The 19,848-nt window shown below is 66.8% G+C and carries 20 protein-coding genes and 3 pseudogenes; 12 read left to right on the top strand and 11 right to left on the bottom strand.

Annotation, left to right across the window (positions count from 1 at the left end):
• Positions 1 to 30: 30 nt before the first annotated feature.
• Positions 31 to 504, bottom strand: coding sequence for a phage virion morphogenesis protein (locus ESD82_RS14655; RefSeq protein ID WP_024845093.1), 474 nt, complete (start codon positions 502 to 504; stop codon positions 31 to 33).
• A 193-nt stretch (positions 505 to 697) separates the two neighbouring features.
• On the opposite strand from ESD82_RS14655, the pseudogene ESD82_RS22240 reads away from it, so the two are divergent.
• Positions 698 to 778, top strand: a pseudogene (locus ESD82_RS22240) (hypothetical protein); the annotation flags it as partial.
• A 71-nt stretch (positions 779 to 849) separates the two neighbouring features.
• Positions 850 to 1,308: pseudogene (locus ESD82_RS22245) on the top strand (ISL3 family transposase); the annotation flags it as partial.
• 321 nt (positions 1,309 to 1,629) lie between these two features.
• On the opposite strand, the pseudogene ESD82_RS14665 reads toward ESD82_RS22245, so the two are convergent.
• The 5 genes and pseudogenes from ESD82_RS14665 to ESD82_RS14685 all read right to left on the bottom strand — a co-directional run.
• Positions 1,630 to 2,372: pseudogene (locus tag ESD82_RS14665) on the bottom strand (IS5 family transposase); the annotation flags it as partial.
• A gap of 189 nt (positions 2,373 to 2,561) precedes the next feature.
• Positions 2,562 to 3,164 carry a recombination mediator RecR gene (gene recR, locus ESD82_RS14670; RefSeq protein WP_024846167.1) on the bottom strand — a complete coding sequence of 201 codons (603 nt, stop codon included), beginning with the start codon at positions 3,162 to 3,164 and terminating at the stop codon, positions 2,562 to 2,564.
• A 3-nt stretch (positions 3,165 to 3,167) separates the two neighbouring features.
• A complete protein-coding gene (locus ESD82_RS14675) occupies positions 3,168 to 3,512 on the bottom strand; it encodes a YbaB/EbfC family nucleoid-associated protein (RefSeq protein WP_147428019.1) in 345 nt (114 codons plus the stop codon).
• A gap of 3 nt (positions 3,513 to 3,515) precedes the next feature.
• A complete protein-coding gene (locus ESD82_RS14680; protein WP_147428018.1) occupies positions 3,516 to 5,300 on the bottom strand; it encodes a DNA polymerase III subunit gamma/tau in 1,785 nt (594 codons plus the stop codon).
• Between the two features lie 59 nt (positions 5,301 to 5,359).
• Positions 5,360 to 5,656 (bottom strand): DUF2218 domain-containing protein, encoded by a 297-nt coding sequence (locus tag ESD82_RS14685; protein WP_147428017.1) that lies wholly within the window; start codon positions 5,654 to 5,656, stop codon positions 5,360 to 5,362.
• A gap of 107 nt (positions 5,657 to 5,763) precedes the next feature.
• Here ESD82_RS14685 and ESD82_RS14690 point away from each other — a divergent pair, with 107 nt between their 5' ends.
• The 3 genes from ESD82_RS14690 (at position 5,764) to ESD82_RS14700 (ending at position 8,195) form a co-directional block, all read left to right on the top strand.
• The gene (locus tag ESD82_RS14690; protein ID WP_147428016.1) at positions 5,764 to 6,738 is read left to right on the top strand and encodes a serine hydrolase domain-containing protein; all 975 of its coding nucleotides are present in this window, start codon (positions 5,764 to 5,766) and stop codon (positions 6,736 to 6,738) included.
• A 430-nt stretch (positions 6,739 to 7,168) separates the two neighbouring features.
• Positions 7,169 to 7,507: a transposase gene (locus tag ESD82_RS14695; protein WP_147427978.1), complete on the top strand. Its 339-nt coding sequence runs from the start codon at positions 7,169 to 7,171 to the stop codon at positions 7,505 to 7,507.
• Positions 7,508 to 7,544: 37 nt separating this feature from the next.
• On the top strand, positions 7,545 to 8,195 hold the full coding sequence (locus tag ESD82_RS14700; protein ID WP_147427733.1) for a DDE-type integrase/transposase/recombinase: 651 nt from the start codon (positions 7,545 to 7,547) through the stop codon (positions 8,193 to 8,195).
• A gap of 178 nt (positions 8,196 to 8,373) precedes the next feature.
• Here ESD82_RS14700 and ESD82_RS14705 read toward each other — a convergent pair whose 3' ends face one another.
• Both ESD82_RS14705 and ESD82_RS14710 read right to left on the bottom strand, forming a co-directional pair.
• Positions 8,374 to 9,279, bottom strand: a complete 906-nt coding sequence (locus tag ESD82_RS14705; RefSeq protein WP_244314584.1) for an AAA family ATPase — start codon at positions 9,277 to 9,279, stop codon at positions 8,374 to 8,376.
• A gap of 59 nt (positions 9,280 to 9,338) precedes the next feature.
• The gene (locus ESD82_RS14710) at positions 9,339 to 9,815 is read right to left on the bottom strand and encodes a hypothetical protein (protein ID WP_244314585.1); all 477 of its coding nucleotides are present in this window, start codon (positions 9,813 to 9,815) and stop codon (positions 9,339 to 9,341) included.
• A gap of 220 nt (positions 9,816 to 10,035) precedes the next feature.
• Between ESD82_RS14710 and ESD82_RS14715 the strand changes: the two genes are divergently transcribed.
• A complete protein-coding gene (locus ESD82_RS14715) occupies positions 10,036 to 11,301 on the top strand; it encodes a CAP domain-containing protein (protein ID WP_024845423.1) in 1,266 nt (421 codons plus the stop codon).
• A gap of 54 nt (positions 11,302 to 11,355) precedes the next feature.
• Here ESD82_RS14715 and ESD82_RS14720 read toward each other — a convergent pair whose 3' ends face one another.
• Positions 11,356 to 12,162, bottom strand: coding sequence for an ATP-grasp domain-containing protein (locus tag ESD82_RS14720; RefSeq protein ID WP_024845422.1), 807 nt, complete (start codon positions 12,160 to 12,162; stop codon positions 11,356 to 11,358).
• Between the two features lie 474 nt (positions 12,163 to 12,636).
• Here ESD82_RS14720 and ESD82_RS14725 point away from each other — a divergent pair, with 474 nt between their 5' ends.
• Positions 12,637 to 13,320: a hypothetical protein gene (locus ESD82_RS14725; protein WP_051419755.1), complete on the top strand. Its 684-nt coding sequence runs from the start codon at positions 12,637 to 12,639 to the stop codon at positions 13,318 to 13,320.
• A 170-nt stretch (positions 13,321 to 13,490) separates the two neighbouring features.
• Here ESD82_RS14725 and ilvC read toward each other — a convergent pair whose 3' ends face one another.
• Positions 13,491 to 14,513: a ketol-acid reductoisomerase gene (gene ilvC, locus ESD82_RS14730; protein ID WP_024845420.1), complete on the bottom strand. Its 1,023-nt coding sequence runs from the start codon at positions 14,511 to 14,513 to the stop codon at positions 13,491 to 13,493.
• A gap of 127 nt (positions 14,514 to 14,640) precedes the next feature.
• Here ilvC and ESD82_RS14735 point away from each other — a divergent pair, with 127 nt between their 5' ends.
• Together ESD82_RS14735 and ESD82_RS14740 are read left to right on the top strand one after the other, a co-directional pair.
• Complete coding sequence (locus tag ESD82_RS14735; RefSeq protein WP_024845419.1) at positions 14,641 to 15,096, top strand: Lrp/AsnC family transcriptional regulator; 456 nt, start codon at positions 14,641 to 14,643, stop codon at positions 15,094 to 15,096.
• On the top strand, positions 15,093 to 15,551 hold the full coding sequence (locus ESD82_RS14740; RefSeq protein ID WP_024845418.1) for an Lrp/AsnC family transcriptional regulator: 459 nt from the start codon (positions 15,093 to 15,095) through the stop codon (positions 15,549 to 15,551). The genes ESD82_RS14735 and ESD82_RS14740 overlap by 4 nt, the downstream gene beginning before the upstream one ends.
• Positions 15,552 to 15,764: 213 nt before the next feature.
• On the opposite strand, the gene ESD82_RS14745 is transcribed toward ESD82_RS14740, so the two are convergent.
• Positions 15,765 to 17,393, bottom strand: coding sequence for a D-alanyl-D-alanine carboxypeptidase family protein (locus ESD82_RS14745; protein WP_244314586.1), 1,629 nt, complete (start codon positions 17,391 to 17,393; stop codon positions 15,765 to 15,767).
• Between the two features lie 281 nt (positions 17,394 to 17,674).
• On the opposite strand from ESD82_RS14745, the gene clpS reads away from it, so the two are divergent.
• The 3 genes from clpS to ESD82_RS14760 are packed head-to-tail and all read left to right on the top strand — an operon-like array spanning position 17,675 to position 19,845.
• A complete protein-coding gene (clpS, locus tag ESD82_RS14750) occupies positions 17,675 to 17,992 on the top strand; it encodes an ATP-dependent Clp protease adapter ClpS (RefSeq protein WP_024845416.1) in 318 nt (105 codons plus the stop codon).
• 3 nt (positions 17,993 to 17,995) lie between these two features.
• Positions 17,996 to 19,030, top strand: a complete 1,035-nt coding sequence (locus ESD82_RS14755) for a class I SAM-dependent methyltransferase (protein ID WP_024845415.1) — start codon at positions 17,996 to 17,998, stop codon at positions 19,028 to 19,030.
• On the top strand, positions 19,027 to 19,845 hold the full coding sequence (locus ESD82_RS14760) for an SDR family NAD(P)-dependent oxidoreductase (RefSeq protein ID WP_147428015.1): 819 nt from the start codon (positions 19,027 to 19,029) through the stop codon (positions 19,843 to 19,845). The genes ESD82_RS14755 and ESD82_RS14760 overlap by 4 nt, the downstream gene beginning before the upstream one ends.
• The last annotated feature ends 3 nt before the right edge of the window (positions 19,846 to 19,848 follow it).

A 19,848-nucleotide genomic window follows, 5' to 3' on the forward strand; every position in this document is an offset into this window, starting at 1 on the left:
CCGGGGGGTGTGGCGAATTTGGCTGCCACACTACCCGGGCGAACCAGCGGCCCGTTGCAACCATTCGTCGATGATTTCCAGCACGTCGCCACGATCTTCATCAGAAAAGCCGATGAAGGGCCGGGCTGGAATGTCGCCCCAGAGGTTTGGATATTCGGCCTTGCGACCACCGGACTGCATCATTGCCGCCTGAATGGCGTTTGACCCAATCGTGGCGGCGTCCTTCTTGGCCTGCATATGGATCTTGCAGTAAAGGTCACCGCTCCGCCACAGAGGCTTCTTTCCGTAGCGATCGCCTGCCTTGCCGTAGCGCCCAGGCGTCACTGGCGAACGCGGCACGAAGGGTGTTCCTTCCGGCGTCATGCCGGCCTTGAAACGCTTCGTGGTTGAGGCAAGCAAAGAATCCCCGAGGTCGTTCATCAGCCCGGAGGTATCCGTCAATGCTTGCTCTATGCCCTGGAATGCTCGGCAAATAGCTGTGTCGTTGATCTCGATTTTAAGCACGGCTGTGTTTCGGCGCGCAAAACTGGCTCTGACGCAGATTGTGTGATGTCCGTATGCGTCCGCTCTACATTCGGTGTGTTTGTTCAAGGAGGTGGACATCATGCCGGCACGCTGCGATGCCAAGCTCTTGCCTGAGGGTGTGCGCGCAACCGGATACAGGGTGGACGGCGCGGTGATTTCGGTTGATGCGGAGATGATCCGGTCCGAAGCGTTCTGTCCCGGGTGCGGCTTGCGGTCGGCGCGCCGACATGGGCGCTATGTCCGCAGTCTCGCAGATCTGCCCGTCCACGGCCGAACTGTTCAGCTGCGCCTTTCGGTTCGGCGGTTCCGATGTCTGATTGCGCAATGCCCGGTCAAGACGTTTGGCGAGGCAGTCCCAGTTTCTCTCGCGCAGCCGCATGGTCGGCGAACGGGCCGCTTCCAGGATATCGTTGCATATCTTGGTCGGGCCATGGGGGCCGACCTGCCCAGGCACTTGGGCGTCGCATTCTGCTGCGCGTCAGCAAAGACACCTTCCTGCGAGGCGCGGTGCGACCGGCGAATGCGCCGTTTCCGCGACCGCGTGTCGTCGGCCTTGACGACTGGGCGTGGCGCAAGGGGCGGCGCTACGGCACCCCGGTCTGTGATCCCAAGCGCCGCGCTGTCATCGGCCTCCTGCCGGATCGCGAGCCCGCGACCGTGGCCGCCTGGCTGCGACGTCATCCGCAGATCGAGATTGTCGCGCGAGATCGGAATGGCGGGTATGGCCGGGCAATCTCACAAGCTCTTCCGGACGCCATACAGGTCGCCGACCGCTGGCACCTTCTCCAGAACGCAAGCGATGCGTTCCTGTCCGCAGTCCGCCGCGCGATGTCGCAAATCCGCAAGGTGGCCTATCATGCCGACCTCGACCCTGGCATCCTGACCGCTGCAGAGCGGCTGCAATATCAAGGGTTTCAGAGGCGCCAGCCGACCAACGCGCTGATCCAGCGCATGGGACGGGAAGGCGTGCCCATCAAGCGGATCCTCCGTATCACCGGCCTCAGCCGTGGGCTCGTCCGTCGCGTGCTTCGCGGCGAGGGTGAAGACGTTTTCCGCCTTCGGCAGAACAGCCTGACACCCTGGTTCCGACACATATCTCCGCAACCATATGCGGATGGAGGCGAGTTGTACGGATGCGAGGAAGTTGTCGTCTCGCTTGTCGTATCGCGTTGCGATGGACCGGAAATGTTTGAGTTTGCCGAAGAACCGTTCGATCTGATTGCGGGCGCGGCAGAGAACCGGATCGAAGGGAGGAAAGCGTTTCCGGGTCGGTATGGGACGGATATTGGCCCGGGCACCGCGTTCGGCGAGCCTATCGCGCAGCCGGTCGCGGTCGTAGCCCCGGCCGGCGAGCAGGATCCGGCCCGCGCCGATGGACCCGACCATATCGTCCCCCGAGCGTCCGTCATGCGCCTGGCCTTCGGTCAGGTTCAGGCGGATCGGGCGGCCGCGGGCATCGACCACAGCGTGGATCTTCGCGGTCAGCCCACCGCGCGCGCGCCCCATGCAACGGGATCGCCCCCCTTTTTCGGGCGGTTCGCCCCATGCTGGTGAACCCGGATCGAGGACGGGTCGATCATCTGGACTTTCCCGTCATAAGCCTCTGACACGGCTTACAGAATGCGCGCCCAATGGCCCGCCTTGCGCCAGCGGCTGAAGCGGTTCACGCAAGCCGTATAGGGGCCGTAGCGCGCTGGAATGTCCGCCCAGGGCGCCCCCGTCCGCAGCCGCCAGAAGATGCCGTTCAACGCCCGCCGGTCATCCACCCGCTTCACGCCGCGCACCTTCGTTGGCAACAAAGGCCGGATCACCTCCCGCTCGAGATCCGTCAGATCGAAGCCTGCCATCCCACCTCCTCATGCATGTGCAGAAGTGAAGCACAACTCAGCCCGGAGTATTTGGAGAACAAAGAATGCCAAGGGGCGCCGGTTTCGGAGCCCCTTTTGTCATGCGCAGCCTGGGTTCGCTTCCCGCGTCTTTCTCCGTTTCAAAAATACCCCGGGGTCCGGGGCAGAGCCCCGGCTCTGCGGGCGCCGCTAGAACTGGCGGCGGGCGCGCAGCGCGGCGGTGATGGTGCCGTCGTCGAGATAGTCCAGTTCCCCGCCGATCGGCACCCCCTGGGCCAGGCCGGTCACGGCGACGCCGGCCGGGGCCAGGGCCTCGGCGATGTAATGCGCGGTGGTCTGGCCCTCGACCGTGGCCGAGAGGGCGAGGATGATCTCGGTGACGTTTTCCTCGGCGATGCGGGCGATAAGCTGGGGGATGCGCAGGTCTTCCGGGCCGATTTCGTCCAGCGCCGAAAGGCTTCCGCCCAGCACGTGGTAACGGCCGTGGAAAGCGCGGCCGCGTTCCAGCGCCCAGAGGTCGGCCACCTCGGTCACCACGCAGATCTCGCCGGTGGCGCGGGCCGGGTCCGCGCAGATCGGGCAGATGTCGGCCTGGGTGATATTGCCGCAGACCAGGCATTCGCGGGCGTTTTCCGCCACGCTGGCCATCAGCGCCGCCAGCTGCGCCATCTGCCCGGCGCGGCGGCGGATCAGGTGCAGAACGATGCGCCGCGCCGAGCGCGGCCCGAGCCCCGGCAGCCGCGCCATGGTGGCGATCAGCGTCTCGATCTCGTCGCCGGAGGCGGTCGACATCGGTCAGAAGGGCATTTTCATGCCGGCGGGCAGGCCCAGTTCGCGGGTCAGGCGGGCCATTTCCTCGGCCGCCTTGTCCTGCGCCCGGCGCTGCGCGTCCTTGATCGCGGCCAGGATCAGATCCTCGACCACTTCCTTGTCCTCGGCCTTGAAGATCGAGGGGTCGATGTCGAGCGCCGTCAGCTCGCCCTTGGCCGTCGCCGTGGCCTTGACCAGGCCGGCCCCGGCCTCGCCGGTGACGGTCAGGCGGTTCAGCCCCTCCTGCATCTCGGCCATCTTGCTTTGCATCTGCTGGGCGGCCTCCATCATCTTTGACAGATCGCCCATGTCGCCAAGGCCCTTGAACATCGCCTAATCCTCGTCCTCGAAGGGATCCCATTCCTCGACCTCGGCCACCGGGCCTTCGGTCAGCTCATGCGGGGATGTATCCTCGCCCGCCGGTTTTTCAACCGCAACCGGCACCGGGATGGGCCGGATCCGGGTGATCTTCGCGCCGGGGAAGGCGGCGAAGATCGCCTGCACGGTCGGGTTCTGCATGGCGCGGGCGCGGGCCTCGGCCTCGCGTTCGGCGCGCCGTTCGCTGATCGTGGGCCGGCCGGGGTCCGAGGTCACGGTCACCGCCCAGCGTTGGCCGCCGGTCCAGCCGCGCAGCCGTTCTGCCAGCCGCTGCGCCAGGTCGCGCGGCGCGTGTTCGGTGGGCTGGAACTCGATCCGGCCGGGCGAATAGCGAACCAGCCGCAGATGGTCCTCGACATCGAGCAAGAGCTTCATGTCGCGCATGCGCCGGATCAGGTCGATCACCGATTCGAAATCCGGGAATCCCGCCAGCGCATCGGGCGAGACGGCGAGCGCCGCGGCGCTGCCATCGGGCCGTGCGGCGACGGGCGCGCGGGGCGCGGCAGCCTGCGGTGCATCTTGCCGCGCCTCGCTGCGCTGTATCGGGGGCGCGGCGCTGCGGCTGAACGCACCCGCTGCGGCGCTGGCCTGCACCTTGCGGATCAGCGCCTCGGGGTCGGGCAGGTCGGCGACATGGGTCAGGCGGATGATCGCCATCTCGGCCGCCATCATCGCATTCGGGGCCTGGCCGACCTCGTCGAGCGCCTTGAGCAGCATCTGCCACAGCCGGGTCAGCGCCCGCATCGGCACCTTTTCCGCGATCTGCTGGCCGCGGGCGCGTTCGTCGGGGCCGATGGTGGGGTCGTCCAGCGCCTCGGGGGTGATCTTCACGATCGAGACCCAATGCGTGATCTCGGCCAGGTCGCGCAAGACCGCCATCGGGTCGGCGCCATCGGCATATTGCGCCTGCAGCTCGGCCAGCGCCTCGGCCGCCGCGCCGCGCAGGATCATGTCGAAGAGATCGAGCACCCGGCCGCGATCCGCGAGCCCCAGCATGGCCCGGACCTGCGCCGCCGTCGTCTCGCCCGCGCCGTGGCTGATGGCCTGGTCCAGAAGGCTGGTCGCGTCGCGGGCCGAGCCCTCGGCGGCGCGGGTGATCAGCGCCAGCGCGTCGTCGGTGATCTGCGCGCCTTCGGCCGAGGCGATGCGGCGCAGCAGCGCGATCATCACCTCGGGCTCGATGCGGCGCAGGTCGAAGCGCTGGCAGCGCGACAGCACCGTGACCGGTACCTTGCGGATTTCCGTGGTGGCGAAGATGAACTTCACATGCGGCGGTGGTTCCTCCAGCGTCTTCAGAAGCGCGTTGAAGGCGCTGGTGGACAGCATGTGGACTTCGTCGATGATATAGATCTTGTAGCGCGCCGAAGCCGCGCGATAGTGAACCGATTCAATGATTTCCCGGATATCATTCACGCCGGTTCTAGATGCGGCGTCCATCTCCATCACGTCGACATGCCGGCCTTCGGAGATCGCCACGCAATGCTCGCAGACCCCGCAGGGTTCGGTCGTCGGGCCGCCCTGGCCGTCGGGGCCGGTGCAGTTCAGCCCCTTGGCGATGATGCGCGCCGTGGTGGTCTTGCCGGTGCCGCGGATGCCGGTCATCACGAAGGCCTGGGCGATGCGGTCCGCCGCGAAGGCGTTCTTCAGCGTGCGCACCATCGCGTCCTGGCCGACCAGATCGGCAAAGGTCTCGGGGCGGTATTTCCGCGCCAGCACTTGATAGGTCTGTTCTTCGCTCATGCACCGGCCTTTCGTGACCGGCGCAGATTAGCGGCCCGGCTCCGGGGCGGCAACCGCTCTCAGGCCGGTTGCCAGTCGAAGGCCAACTCCTCGCGGAAGGCGAAGCGGGCGATGTGGCTGTCGACGATGTGGCGCATATGCGCGGTGGTCTCCTCGGGCGCCTCCAGCCGGATCTCCAGCGCCCCGGGCGTGGCCGCCAGCGTCACCGTGCGGTTCTCGGGCATGGCGATGCGGCCGCGGCTCGGGTCGAACTCGACCTCGAACTTGTGCGCCCAGTGCTTGCAGAGCTGTTGCAGGTAGCGGCTGGCATGCGCGGTCGCCACGCGGCAGGTCGAAAGGATGACGGTCTGGGACATGGGCTTTCCTGTCTTGCGGGTCCGGCTGGCGGCGGCTGGCGGACATGAAAGGGTCACGAATGGGTGAGCCTGCTCGGCCCGGACCCGGTGTCCCCCATATAACCCGGATGAGGCGACGTTCAATCCTGCTGGCCCTGCCGCTGCTGGCGATGCCGTGCCTGGCGCGGGGCGCGCTGCGCGAGATGCTCGAGGTGGTGGACCTGCCGCAGCTGCGCGCCATCGCCATCTGGCGCGACGGCGAGGAGGTGGCGGCGCGCGGCTTCGGCGGCTTCACCCCGGACCGGCCGACCAACATCAAGTCGGCCTCGAAATCCATCGTCTCGGCGCTGGCCGGCATCGCCATCGCGCGCGGGCTGTTTTCCGGCACCGACCAGAGGGTGGCCGAATTGCTGCGCGCCGACCTGCCCGCCGATCCCGACCCGCGCCTCGCCCGGCTGACGCTGGGTCATCTGCTGTCGATGCAGGCGGGGCTGGAACGGCAGTCGGGGCCGAATTACGGGGCCTGGGTCAGCAGCCGCAACTGGGTGCGCGCCGCGCTGGCCGCGCCCTTCGTCGCCGATCCCGGGCAGGGGATGCTCTACTCCACCGCCTCGACGCATCTGGTCTCGGCCATGCTGGCGCGGGCTTCCGGGCGCTCGACCCTGGCGCTGGCGCGCGACTGGCTCGACATTCCCGGCTTTTCCATTGCCGCCTGGGACCGCGACCCGCAGGGCATCCATCTGGGCGGCAACCAGATGGCGATGAGCACCCGCAGCCTGCTCTGCTTCGGCGCCGCCTATGCCGCGGGCGGGCAGGGGGTGATCCCGCCGGGCTGGATCGCGGAAAGCTGGCAGCCGCGCACCCGCTCGATCTTCAACGGCGAGGCCTATGGCTATGGCTGGTTCATCAGCCGTATCGCCGGCCGGCCGGTGCGCTACGGCTGGGGCTATGGCGGGCAGATGATCTATGTGTTTCCTGCCGGCTCCATGGGCCGGTCGCCGGTTGCCATCGCCATGACCTCGGACCCCGACCGGCCCTCGGCGCGCTCGGGCTATCGCCGCGACCTGCATGCGCTGGCCGGCCGGCTGGTCCAGGCGCTGTAACCCCCCGCCATTTTTCCGTTGCGAAAATACCCCGGAGGAGGCCCGCGGGGACCGGTGGTGACGGCTGACAAGGGGCTTGATACCAGGGCATTTCCTGGCCAAATAAAATCAATGCCTTGCATGGGAAAGTGTCAGAGGTTCGACACCATGGGGCCGAAATCTGGCCGGTTCGCGAAGATGGCGAAAGTCCGTTGACGTAAAATCAATATGTTATAGCTAAAGTTGTAGGCTGTTTTTGCCCACAACCCACGACCTATTCCGATGTTAGATGCTCCTTCATGGACGTGAAGCGCCGCACCAGCTCGCGGGCTTCCTCGGCGGCGTATTCGTCGGAGGTTTGCGAGAAGCCTGAGCCATCCGCCGAGAATCGGCCAGTGAGGCAAGCTGCGATCCGCCGTCTTCTGGTCTCCAGGGACGAGGGGATCGGACGATGCCGAAAGGCAGGAACCATGACGCGGGCTTCAAGGCTCGGGTGGCGCCGGAAGCCGTGAAGGGCGGGCGCATCGTGCCGGAGCTGGCCGCGGAATACCGCGTGCGCCCGACGATGATCCATCAATGGAAGAAGGCGCTGCTCGAAGGGGCATCGGACATCTTCGAACGCGGCGGGAAGAAGGCCGAGATCGATGAGGCCACGATGCGGTCGCTGCACGCCCGGATCGGGGAGCCGGCCGGCGCCAACGCTTCCTGTCCGGAAAGCCCAGGCCCTGGACCGGCCAGTGACGAGGGATCGAAGCCGCCACCGGTTCAAGGCCGATCCCGAACGCGATGATTGAACGCTCCCGTCCCGCGCTGTCGCTCGGGGCGCCATGCCGCCTGCTGTCGATCCCGCGGTCCTCGATCCCGCGGTCCGCGTCCTGTTGCGCAGCAAGGGACGAGACCGGGATGAACCTCGCCCCTATGCGGCTGATCGACCGGCAGTTTCCGGAAACGCCCTGCTACGGCGTGCAGCAGATGACGGCGTGCAGCAGATGACCCGGCCCCTGCACAACGAAGGCCATGCCGTGAACGTCACGCGCAGCCGGCGGCTGATGCGGCTCATGCGCTTGATGCCGATCCGCCGGAAACCCGCTGCCAGCAGGCCCGCGCCCGGGCGCAAGACCTATCCCTATCCGCTGGGGGGGCGGGTCGAGCAACCCGACCAGGTCGGGTGCGCCGGCATCGCCGACCTGCCGATGCGGCGGGGCTGCCTCTGCCCGGTCGCCGTCATGGACCGGTTCCCCCGCAAGCTGCTGGCCTGGCGCATCTCGAACACGCCGGCGGCGGATTTCTGCGTTGCGGCCCGAAACGAGGCGGTCCACCACTGTGGCCCACCCGAGATCATGAACGCCGATCGAGCTTCGCAGTTCACGTCCTGCGCTTGGGTTGATCGGCTGAAACGGGCCGGCACCCGCATCTCGATGGATGGCAGGGGCGCTGTCTCGACACCGTCTTCATCGAGCGCCTCCGGCGATCCCTGATGCATGAATGCGCCTACCCGCACGCCTGGGAGACCGGCGCGCAGGCCAGGGCCGGCGCCGGCAGATGGATCGCCTTCTGCAGCCACCAGAGCGGCCTCGCGCCGCCCATGGCGGACAGCCGCCCGCCGCGGTCTGCGTCAACCAGAGCGAAACCGACCGGCAGAGCCAGAGAGCAGCTTCAATCACCCCAGAGCCCGTCCAATGATCGCGGAGTGGCTCGGCTGTGCCTCGCGCTACGGTCCAGCCCGGTTTCAGGCTCGTCCGCCACAAAGACGCCATTGCGCCACGTCAGGGCGATTTCCGCACCCGTGGGGCCATAGTTCGCCTTCATGGTGCGCAGCACCCGGGCATCGGGGTTCGGTTCGTCGTCGCCCTGGATCACCCGTTCCAGATAGAGCCGCGACCGCACCGAATTGTGCCAGCCGGTGCTGCCCGACATGCCGGTGCCGTTCTGGATGCCCGACAGGGACGGATGCGCCAGCAGCACCACGGCGCAATCGTGCCGGATCGCCAGCCCGTGCAGCATGCCGATGAACTGCCGCGCCTGCGCCCGGTCGTTCTCGTTGCCGGGGAACAGGTCCGCCAGCGTGTCCAGCACCACCAGCGCGGGCGCCAGATCGGTCAGGAAGGCGTCGAGCTCGCCGAACAGGTCGGTGGCCTTCTGTTTCCCGGTGCGGGTGTCCAGTTCCGTCAGCAGCGCGTCTTCGCCCGCCAGGCTGCGCAGGGCAAGCTGGTCGAGGTCGGCGAAGCTCGCCTCCTCGGCATCCAGCACATCGGCCAGGCGGCGGTGCAGCTCGTCCTCATCGTCCTCGGCCGAGACGAATAGGGCACGGCCCCCGGCCACGGTCTTGCCGAGCCAGGGCTTGCCGAGGGCGCAGGCGGTGGCGAGTTGCAGGGCCAGCAGCGATTTGCCCGTGCCGCCATCGCCGGTCAGCAGCGTGACCGTGCCCGAGGGGATCAGGCTAGGCACCAGCCAGTTGCGCGCCGGCACCTCCTTGCCGTCCAGCATGGTCGCGGTGAAGAATTGGCTCTTGCGGGCTTTCGGATCGGCGCGCTTGGCCTTCTCGGCCGCGAAGTTCACCACGGTCGGCCCTTCCTTCGGCGGGCCGCCCGGTGCATTCGCCATTTCGTCGCAGGGGGGCGTCAGCCATGACGCGCCCCTGTGATGTAAGCCACGAAGGACCGCTGGTCGTCCTCGGGCATGCCCTCATGGCAGGCGAGGCAATATGCCTTGCGCTCGGCCCGGCTGGCATTCGTCACCCACCAGCGCGCCTCCCGCATGAGGTCGATCAACAAGGACTGCGGCCAGCCGGGGCGCAGCTGGTCCAGCAGGATTTCGAGGAAGGGAACGCGATCCTCCGGCGCGCAATTCAGCAGCGCCGACACAAGTTCGCTTGCCGCGATCTGCCGTTTCAGGTTATGGTCAAACCAGCTCCAAAAGCTTTTCAGATCGGTCCCGGTTGCGCCCGCCAGCGCGCCGGGATTTTCTTTTGCAGCACCGGAAATGCTATTGGAGCCCGCGCCTGTAAGCTCTTGATCTTCAATAGCGGGGCGGTTTGGATCATTCTGGCTTAGTGGATTGATATTAATGGCTTCCCGGCGTCCTGGCGGGGTCGTCATTCTTCCGAAGAGCATTTAATATCAATGGATAGCCAAGAATGTCTCGCCCACATTCGAGGTGCAGACCTGCAGTCCGTTGGCGATCGCCCGCCATGGGTGCAGGGCGGCTGGCCGATATCCGCCGCTCCGCCGGAGCCGAGGTTCTGCTTTCGTCCCCGCTTTGATATGCTCCCGAAAGCTGCATTTTATGAGATGAGTTCTCGCGAGGCGGATACCGACCATGTCCTTTGCATCTGCAAACGAACGCTACTTCGTCAGCCTGGTCAACCAGGCCCGTCAGGCCCAGGGGCTTCCTGCCTTGTCCATCGAAAAACGGCTCAACGATTCCTCGGAAGGCCATAGCCGCTGGATGCTTGAGGCGGATGTCTTCTCGCATACCGGCCGGGGCGGCTCGTCCTCGCGCGAGCGGATGGAGGCGGCGGGCTTCGATCTGGCGGGCAACTGGATGACGGCCGAAAACATCGCCTATGTCACCATCCAGGGCGAGGCCGACCTGCGCGACGAGATCCGCCAACTGCACCAGAACCTGATGAACAGCCCGGGCCATTACCAGAACATCATGAGCGATGCCGCCTTCATCGGCATCGGGCTGGAGGTCGGCTATCTCACCGTGAACGGCCGCGACTACAAGGTGCTGATGGCGACGCAGAACTTTGCCGATACCGACGGACAGGTGCGCGTCGATACCGGCAGCTTCACCCGCGTTGCCAATCCCGGTGCGGATCTGTCGATGCAGTCGCGCGCCGATTGGCTCTCGACCTTCAACGGCGAGGTTTTCGTCACCCCTGGCCCGGCGCAAAGCACGCCGCGCAACGACGATTATCGCCTGACGGCGCGCAACGATGTCGCCTCGGCCGGGAATGGCAACGACTGGATGGATGGCAAGGGCGGCAACGACACGCTGAACGGCGGTCCCGGCAATGACCGGATCATCGGCGGCGAAGGTTTCGATTCCCTGCATGGCGGCCTGGGCAACGACGTGCTGCAAGGCGGCCCCGGCAACGATACCCTGGCCGGCGCCGAGGGGAACGACCAGCTGCGCGGCGAGACCGGCAACGACCTGATCTGGGGCGGCATGGGGCAGGATCTCATCTTGGGCGGGGTCGGCCAGGACACGCTGGACGGCGGTGCAGGCAATGACCGGCTTTGGGGTGAGCCGGGCAACGATCGCCTGGTCGGTGGCGACGGGAATGACACGTTGATCGGGGGCGCGGGCAACGACGTGCTGATCGGCGGGGCAGGGGCCGATGCCTTCATCTTCCACGACGGCCATGGCGCCGACACGATCAACGGATACCAGCGCGGCATCGATCGGCTGCTGATCGACGATGCCAGGCTGGACGCGAACCCGGCTGCCTTCATTCGCGACCACATGCAAAAGACCGCGAATGGCGTGGTCATCGATTTCGGCGACGGCGACCGGATCGTCATCAACGGCCAGAACCTGACGGTGGCGGGGGTGGCGGACGACATATTCGCGATCTGACCGCCTTCCTTGGCGGGACCGGCCGAGGTTCGGGCCGGTCCGGAAAACCGGGGGTCAGGCGGCGACCGGCAGCCTGACGGAATCGGCCGCGCTACGCGCGCGCGTGCCGCAAGCCGCCAGCAGATAATGCTGCAAATAGCTGCCGGCATCGCCGGTCAGGGATCCGCCCAGCCTGGGATTGATCTCGAATATCTTCGGCTTGCCGTCCACTTCGCGAAAGTCGATGCAGCAGGCACCGTTCGCGAACCCCACGGTATCCAGGATTTCCGTGAACAGATCCCCGTGGCGCGTTCCGTCCCGCCATGCCAGATTCTGGTGGCCGGTATTGATGCCTTTCACATGCGGCATGTCCGGCATATCGAATATCGCCGTGCGGGAAAAAACGATCCTGCCATCGCGCATCAAAAGATAAGCGGATAGTTCGACGGTTCCCGGAACATATTCTTGCAGGAATTCCTGGTCCGGATCGTAAACCAATGGTGCATCCTGGCCGATGCAGCAAATACGCGACAGCTTGCCCCATTCGTCCTTTCGCCGCTTGACGATGATGGGCTTGCCAAGCGGAAGAGCGGCGGGATCGCCAAACATCGCCGGGATATAATCGCCCAGGCCGGCAGCGGCCATGAGCCGGTTGAACGCAAGCTTGTCATGGCAGTTTTCCTGCGCAGCGGAACTGGGGAACAGGGCGTTGAACATGTCGCCCCGGATCCGCCGTTCATCCAGGAAATCCCGATCCCACAGGGTCAAGGGAACGACGGCGTCATAGCCGGACAGATCGGCATGCCGAAGATCCGCCATCTGGCTTTGGATACCGACGGATTGCGCGCTGCGCTCCAAAGCGGCCGACCAATCGGCCTTCATTCCAAACAGAACACTCTTCACAACAAACCTCCCAGACAATCGATAACGGATTGCAATCCGTCAAAGGGACAATCGGAAAACGAACAGACCCAGTGTTGCCCGACAGCTTTCCGCATGAGAAGCTGCCTTTTTGGGCAGCTGTTCCACCGGGCAAGCTTCCAATTCGCGCACCGTGCCGGTTATTCTTGCCGGGAATGCGCTGCGCGGCATGGCATTCCAGATCGGGGCGATGACGGGTGACGGCGCTGCCAACCGCGCGGGCGCCGCGCCGTCCCCTGCATTGTCGCACCATCCGCCCGATTCCCGAAAAGGGTTAGCCGGGGTGCGACAACGATACGCAGGCAGGATATGCCGCGGCTCCCGGCTCCCGGCTGCCGAAATTCCGTGCCAGATGACGCCGATGCGATCCGGCGTGACGAAACCCTTGCCCCCCGGCCGGGTTGAGACCCGATGAGCATGAAGGAGGAAAGAGCCATGCTGAAACGCAGTTTGACGACCGCCCTGGTCGGCGGCAAGGCCCTGGCGCTTGGCGCCATCATGGGCTCCACGGCGCTTGCGCAAAGCGGCGAAGTGATCGAAGGCGACACGACCGTGATCGAGACGCCCTCGGGCAATACCGCCATCGTGCCGGGTGCAGCGACCGAGCCAAGCACCCCCCTGGGCGCGGTACTCGAGCCGGGCTACCCGTTGCTGGAACAGCTCGACAATGACGAGGAAATCGCGCGAACGCTGGTCTCGCAGGGGTTCACCGACGTGCATATCCTGCGCGAAGGCCCGATCCTGACGATCAATGCGCAGCGCGATGGCCGGCCGACGGAGCTGGTTTACAGCATTGCCAATGGCAGCCTGATCTCGGTGGACGGCGTCGAGCTCCGCCCGGCACCGGATGAATCGGGCAAAGGCGGCCCGGCTGCCTCTGAAACGGAAGCTGGCCCCGGCGCCGGTGACGAAACCGGTGCGGACGGGGATGGCACGGATGACGGGGCCGAAGGGGATGCGGAGGGCGAAACTCCGGGTTCGGACGGGGCCGACAGCGGCACAGACGGGTCGGGCGAAGGCTCGGACAGCTCTGATGGCGGGTCCGATGCGGGCTCGGACGGCGGTGAAGGCGACGGCGATGGCGAAGGCGGTGGCGAAGGCGGCGAGGGCAACGGCTGATCCTGCGCATGGGCAAGCCAAGCCCCACCCTGCGGGGCCGAGCCTGGGCCCGGCCCTTGGAACCACCCGCGGGGCTGCCCCCTGATCGCACGCTGCGGCGTGCAGGCTGCCCCGGGGCTCTGCGAAAAAAAAAAGCCCCGCCGAGGCGGGGCTTTTCGATGCGGGCGCGCTCAGTTGCGCTCCTTGTCCACCATCTTGCCTTTCGAGATCCAAGGCATCATGCCGCGCAGCCTTTCGCCGACCTTCTCGATCTGATGCTCGTCGTTGATGCGGCGGGTCGCCTTGAAGAAGGGCTGGCCCACGGCGTTCTCCTGCATGAAGTCGCGCACGAACTTGCCGGTCTGGATGTCGGTCAGCACCGCCTTCATCCGCGCCTTGGTCTCTTCATAGGGCAGCACGCGCGGGCCCGAGACGTATTCGCCATATTCGGCGGTGTTCGAGATCGAATAGTTCATGTTGGCGATGCCGCCCTCGTAGATCAGGTCCACGATCAGCTTCACCTCGTGCAGGCATTCGAAATAGGCCATTTCCGGCTCGTAGCCGGCCTCGACCAGGGTCTCGAAGCCCATGCGGATCAGCTCGACCAGGCCGCCGCACAGCACCGCCTGCTCGCCGAACAGGTCGGTTTCGCATTCCTGGCGGAAATTGGTCTCGATGATGCCCGAGCGGCCGCCGCCGATGGCCGAGCAATAGGACAGCGCCAGGTCCATGGCCTTGCCGGTGGCATCCTGGTGCACCGCGACCAGGCAGGGCACGCCGCCGCCCTTGGTGTATTCGCCGCGCACGGTGTGGCCCGGCCCCTTGGGCGCCATCATGATCACGTCCACGCCGGGCTTCGGCTCGATCAGGCCGAAATGCACGTTCAGCCCGTGGGCGAAGGCGATGGCGGCGCCTTCGCGCAGGTTGTCATGCACGTATTTGCGATAGGTCTCGGCCTGCAATTCGTCGGGCATGGTGAACATGATCAGGTCGGCCCAGGCGGCGGCCTCGGCGATGCCCATGACCTTCAGCCCCTCGGCTTCCGCCTTCTTGGCCGAGGCCGAGCCCTCGCGCAGCGCCACCACGACGTTCTTGGCGCCGGAATCGCGCAGGTTCAGCGCATGGGCATGGCCCTGGCTGCCATAACCCAGCATGGCGATCTTCTTGTCCTTGATCAGGTTCACATCGCAGTCGCGATCATAGTAAACGCGCATCGGAAACTCCCTCCATTTCGCTGAGGGGTTTGTAACAGGCGATTTCCCGGAGATGTGTGCATTTTTCACGTTCAATGCGACTATATCGTTATGATAATGTGCAGTTCACGATAAAAGTGAAAAAATCATGCTCGACGCCACCGATCGCCGCATCCTGCGCCAGCTTCTGGCCGATCCCGAGATCCCGAACGCCCAGCTGGCCGAGCGGGCAGGGGTCACGCCCGCAAGCCTCTGGCGCCGGCTGGAACGCATGCGCCAGGCCGGGGTGATCCGCGCCACCCTGACCCGCATCGACTGGCGCAGGCTCGGCTACGAGGTGCAGGTCAGCCTGCGCTTTACCCTCGACAAGACCCATCCCCGCGCCTTCGACGAATTCATCGCCGCAGCCCGACGCGTGCCCGAAGTGACCGAGATCCAGACCTTCCTGGGCTCGGTGGACCTGCGGCTGTCGGTGATCGCCCGCGACATGGCGCATTGGCAGCAGCTTTACCGGGAAAGCATCCTGACCCTGCCGCATGTGGCCGACAGCGATGCGCTGATGCTGGTCTCGACCATCAAGGATGTGCAGGAGCTGCCGCTGTGAGCTTTCAGCCAGACGCCACCGACCTTGCGATCCTGCGGTTGCTGGCCGAGGATGCGACGCGCGGCGCGGCCGAGATCGGCCGGGCCCTTGGCCTGACCCAGCCCGCGGCCTGGCGGCGTATCCGGCGGCTGACCGAGGCCGGGGTGATCGCCGGGCGCCGGGTGGTGGTGGACGAGGCCGCTCTGGGCTTCGGCGTCACCGTGTTCCTGGGCATTCGCCTGGCGGTCAAGGGCCGGGTCAGCCTGGAGGATTTCGAACGTGCGGTGACGGCGATCCCCGAGGTGCAGGTGGTGCAGCATGTGCTGGGCCAGTTCGACTACCGGCTGCGCATCCATGCCCGCGACATCGCCGATTTTGAGCGCATCCTGCGCCGCCGCATCATGACCCTGCCCGGCGTGGGCCAGGTCGAGGCCAATGTCATGCTTTCCGAAGAGCGCCGGCCGGGGCCGCTTTAGCCCGGCGGCCCCGGCCGGCGCATCCGGAAAGGCCGGCTGTGCCACAGCAATGCGTCCGGGGGGCTCGTGCCGCATTCGCTGGTGCGGGCCGCGCAATTGGCCCAGTTCGCCGGGCCGGGTCCGAAAGCCAAGGGCGCCTGGTCCTGCTGGACTAGAGCGCCCTTGTCAGCTTGACGGCCCCTCCCGGCCGGCAGGCCGGTGCCGGCGCCGCCGTCAGGGGCCGATGACCCGGCAGCTTTGCTGCCGCGCGGCGATCCGGCCGCAGGCGAGTTCGGCGGTTTCCCGGTTCATCCCGACGAAATTCGCCTCAAAGCCCCGCTTGGTCGTGGCCACGCGGCTCAGCGCGCTGCCCAGGGCGCCGCTTTCCTGAAGCGCGGTTTTCAGCAGCATTTGTTCGGCCTCGTATTGCGACCGGAACAGTCCCAGCGAGACGCCCCATCCCTTGCCGCCCGCATCCGATCCGCGGGCCACGATCTCGGTCGGCTCCGGCGCGGCATCCTCCTGAGGCTCAAGCGAGGCGAGGATGATCGTCTCGGACCGCTGGGTCGGCGCGGGCGAGGCCAGCAGCGCCATGCTTTCCGGCTGCGGTTGGGTCGCCTGCACGAACAGCGAGGGCGAGCCCGCCGCCGGCGCGGAAAGCCCGGCCGAACGGTCGTCGCGCGGCGCCGGGGCAGGGCGGACGGCATTCACCGGCACGGCCGCGGGTTCCGAGGCATCGCCTTCTTCCGGCCGGGCCTCGGGCCGGGCGGCGCGGGCCAGCAGTTCGGGATCGGCCGCGACATTGGCGAACTGGCCGGTGCCGGGCTTGCGCGCCGGCCGGGCGCTGGCGGCCAGGGTGCTGCCGCTGCGGGCGGGGGCTGGCGCAGCCGCCTGGGCGCGCGAGACCGCGGCCGAGATCGCCGCCGGCGTCACCACCGCCACGGTCGAGGCGCGGGCCACCGGGCGGTCCGAGCTGGACAGCCGCACGTTCGCCGCCTGTTGCGGCTCGGTGCGCGCGACCTGCACGGTGCGGCGCACCTTCTTCTCGGCCACCAGCTGCGGCGGGGCGGGCTTCACCTCTCGCACACGGGTGGGGGCCTTTCCGAAGCCGGCATCGAGCAGTTGGGCCATGACCTGGTTGCGATGCGCGGTCGAGGTGCCGCCCAGCACGGTTGCGACGATCCGCTTGGAGCCCCGCTTGGCCGAGGCGGTCAGGTTGAACCCCGCCGCCCGCGTATAGCCGGTCTTGATGCCGTCCGCGCCCTCGTAGCTGTCGAGGAAACGCTTGTTGGTGCTGGCGACGGTGGCGATCCCCGCATCGGCCGAGCGGCGCGAGAAGATCGAGTAATATTGCGGGAAATCGTAGAACAGCCGGCGCCCGAGGACCGTCATGTCGCGCGCCGTGGAATAATGCCCCTCGGCCGTTAGGCCGTTGGCGTTGCGGAAATGCGTGTTGCGCATGCCCAGGGCGCGCGCCATCTGGGTCATCTGCGCGGCGAATTTCGCCTCGGACCCCGCCAGCCCCTCGCCGATCACCGTGGCCGCGTCATTGGCGGATTTCACCGCCGCCGCGCGGATCAGGTAGCGCAGCTCGATCCGCTGGCCCGGCTTCAGCCCCAGCCGCGAGGGCGGCTGCGCGGCCGCATGGCTGGACACCAGGAACTTGCTGTCCAGCCGGACCTGTCCGCGCTCGACGGCGCTGAAGGCCATGTAAAGCGTCATCATCTTGGTCAGCGAGGCCGGATGAAGCCGCGTATCCGCGTTCTGCGCATAGATTTCCTGCCCGGTGCGCGCATCCATGACGAAGGCCGCGAAGGGGGCGGCGGCCACCGCCATGGGCAATGCCCAGGCGAATAGGATCATCAGTCCCAAACGGACTTTTCTGGTGATTCTGCTCACTGTCCCGGTCTCTTCTGCCTCTGAGGGTCCGTTCATTATGCGGGCCCTTCATTAATGAAATGACAATAACACGCATTCCCGTGTTCGGAAACCGCAAGTTTGTGCCCTTGCCGCGCAATCTGCCGCAGGTTGCCGGCGCTTTCGCCTCTGCCGCGGGGGCGGGGCTTATCAAGCGCGGGGAAAGGCTCTATATTCGGTCCCAGAACCGTCCATATCCTGATACGAGCGTCGTGACCAAACCGCAGATGACCAACCGACCTGGGGACCGCGAAGAGGTCGAACTGGGGGTCAAGACCAGGCCCCGCACGCAGCGGCCTCCGATGTACAAGGTATTGCTGCTGAACGACGATTTCACGCCGATGGAATTCGTCGTGCATGTGCTTGAGCGGCTGTTCAACATGAACCACGCCCAGGCGATCGAGATCATGCTGACGGTTCATCGCAAGGGGGTGGCCGTCGTCGGCGTCTTCTCGCACGAGATCGCCGAAACCAAGGTGGCGCAGGTCATGGAACTGGCCCGCCGCCAGCAGCATCCGCTGCAATGCACCATGGAAAAAGAGTAGAAATTGGCTGGATCACGGCTGGAACTTGTCTTTGGCGGCACGCCGCCCGAAGGGCGCATGCTGCTGATCGGCGCGGGCGCCGCGACCGATCTTGACCCCTTCGACCCCGCCCGCGTGCAGATCGTGCAGGGCTTTTACCCCGATCACCGGGCGCTGAAGGCGCGCGGCTACGACATGGCGACCGAGGCCTCGGGCGATTTCGACGGCGCCGTGGTCTTCCTGCCGCGGGCGCGGGCCGAGGCGCGGGCGCGCATCGCCGAGGCCGCGGCGCGGCTGGCGCCGGGCGCCTCGCTGTGGATCGACGGGCAAAAGACCGACGGCATCGACGCGGTGATGAAGGAGATGCGCGCCCTGGCCCCGGTGGACGAGGTCCAGTCGCGTGCCCATGGCAAGATCTTCCGCGTCACGCTGCCCCAGCCGGGCTGGCTGCCCGAGGGCTGGGCGGCGCAGGATCACCTGGCCGCGCCCGGCATGGTGACGCGGCCGGGCGTGTTCTCGGCCGACGGGCCGGACCCGGCGTCGCAGGCGCTGGCGGCGGCGCTGCCCGAAAAGCTGCCGACCCGCATCGTCGATCTGGGCGCGGGCTGGGGCTGGCTTTCGGCACAGATCCTGGCCCATCCCGGCGTCGAGCTGCTGCACCTGGTCGAGGCCGATGCCGCGGCGCTGGATTGCGCGCGGCGCAATGTCACCGATCCGCGGGCGCGGTTCCATTGGGCGGATGCGCTGGATTTCCGCCTGCCCGAGCCGGTGAACGGCGTGATCATGAACCCGCCCTTCCACGAGGGGCGTGCGGCCGACCCGAGGCTGGGCGCCGGCTTCATCCGCGCGGCGGCGGGGCTGCTGACCGGGGCGGGGCGGCTGTGGATGGTGGCCAACCGCCACCTGCCCTATGAGCAGGCGCTGCGGGAATGCTTTGCCGAAGTCGCCGAGCTGGGCGGCGATGCGCGCTTCAAGATCCTGACCGCCTCGGGAGCGCGGCGCGGCACTGCCGGGCGCCTTCAACCAAAAGGCCCGCAACCGAAAGGCCGGAAAAGATGAGCCTCTCCATCCAGGGCAAGACCGCCATCGTGACCGGCGCCGCCCGCGGCATCGGCCTGGCCATCGCCCGGCATTTCGAGGAGGCAGGCGCCAATGTCATGTTCGCCGACAGCGACGAGGCGGCGCTGATGACCGAACTGGGCGAACAGGCGGCAAGCGAAGGGCCGGTGCGCGCCTTTGCCGGCGACTTGGGGCAGAAGCTGACGCTCGCGAACCTGATCTCGGCCACCATCGACGCCTTCGAGCGGGTGGATATCCTGGTCAATGCGCATCGCATGGTGCAGGGCTGCGACCCGCTGACGGTGAACGACGAGCTGCTGGGCGACATGCTGCGCCAGAACATGAGTTCCGGCCTGCGCCTGTCGCAGATGGTCGCCAGGCGCATGATGGCCCAGGCCGATGAGGCGGGCGAGGCGAGCGAGAACGCCTTGCAGCACGGCGCCATCGTCAATGTCACCTCGCTGGCCGCCGATTGGCCGCAGCCGCAGATGCTGGCCTATTCCATCGCCAGCGCGGCGCAGGCGCAGGCCACGCGCTCATTGGCCTCGGCTCTGGCGCCCAGGCGGATTCGCGTGAACGGCGTGGCCTTTGCCAGCATCATGTCCAACAACCTGCAACTGAAGCTGCGCGAGGATCCGGGCCTGCGCGAGCGCATGGTCGCCGCCACGCCGCTGGGCCGGATTGCCGGCGCGGACGAATTGGCGGCGACGGTGCAGTTCCTGGCCAGCGAGGCCTCGAGCTTCGTGACCGGCCAGATCCTGCGCGTCGACGGCGGCCGCAGCCTGGGCGACCCGCTGGCGCCAGGGGTCTACTGAGCC

Source organism: Paracoccus pantotrophus (genome assembly GCF_008824185.1).
Taxonomy (GTDB): domain Bacteria; phylum Pseudomonadota; class Alphaproteobacteria; order Rhodobacterales; family Rhodobacteraceae; genus Paracoccus; species Paracoccus pantotrophus.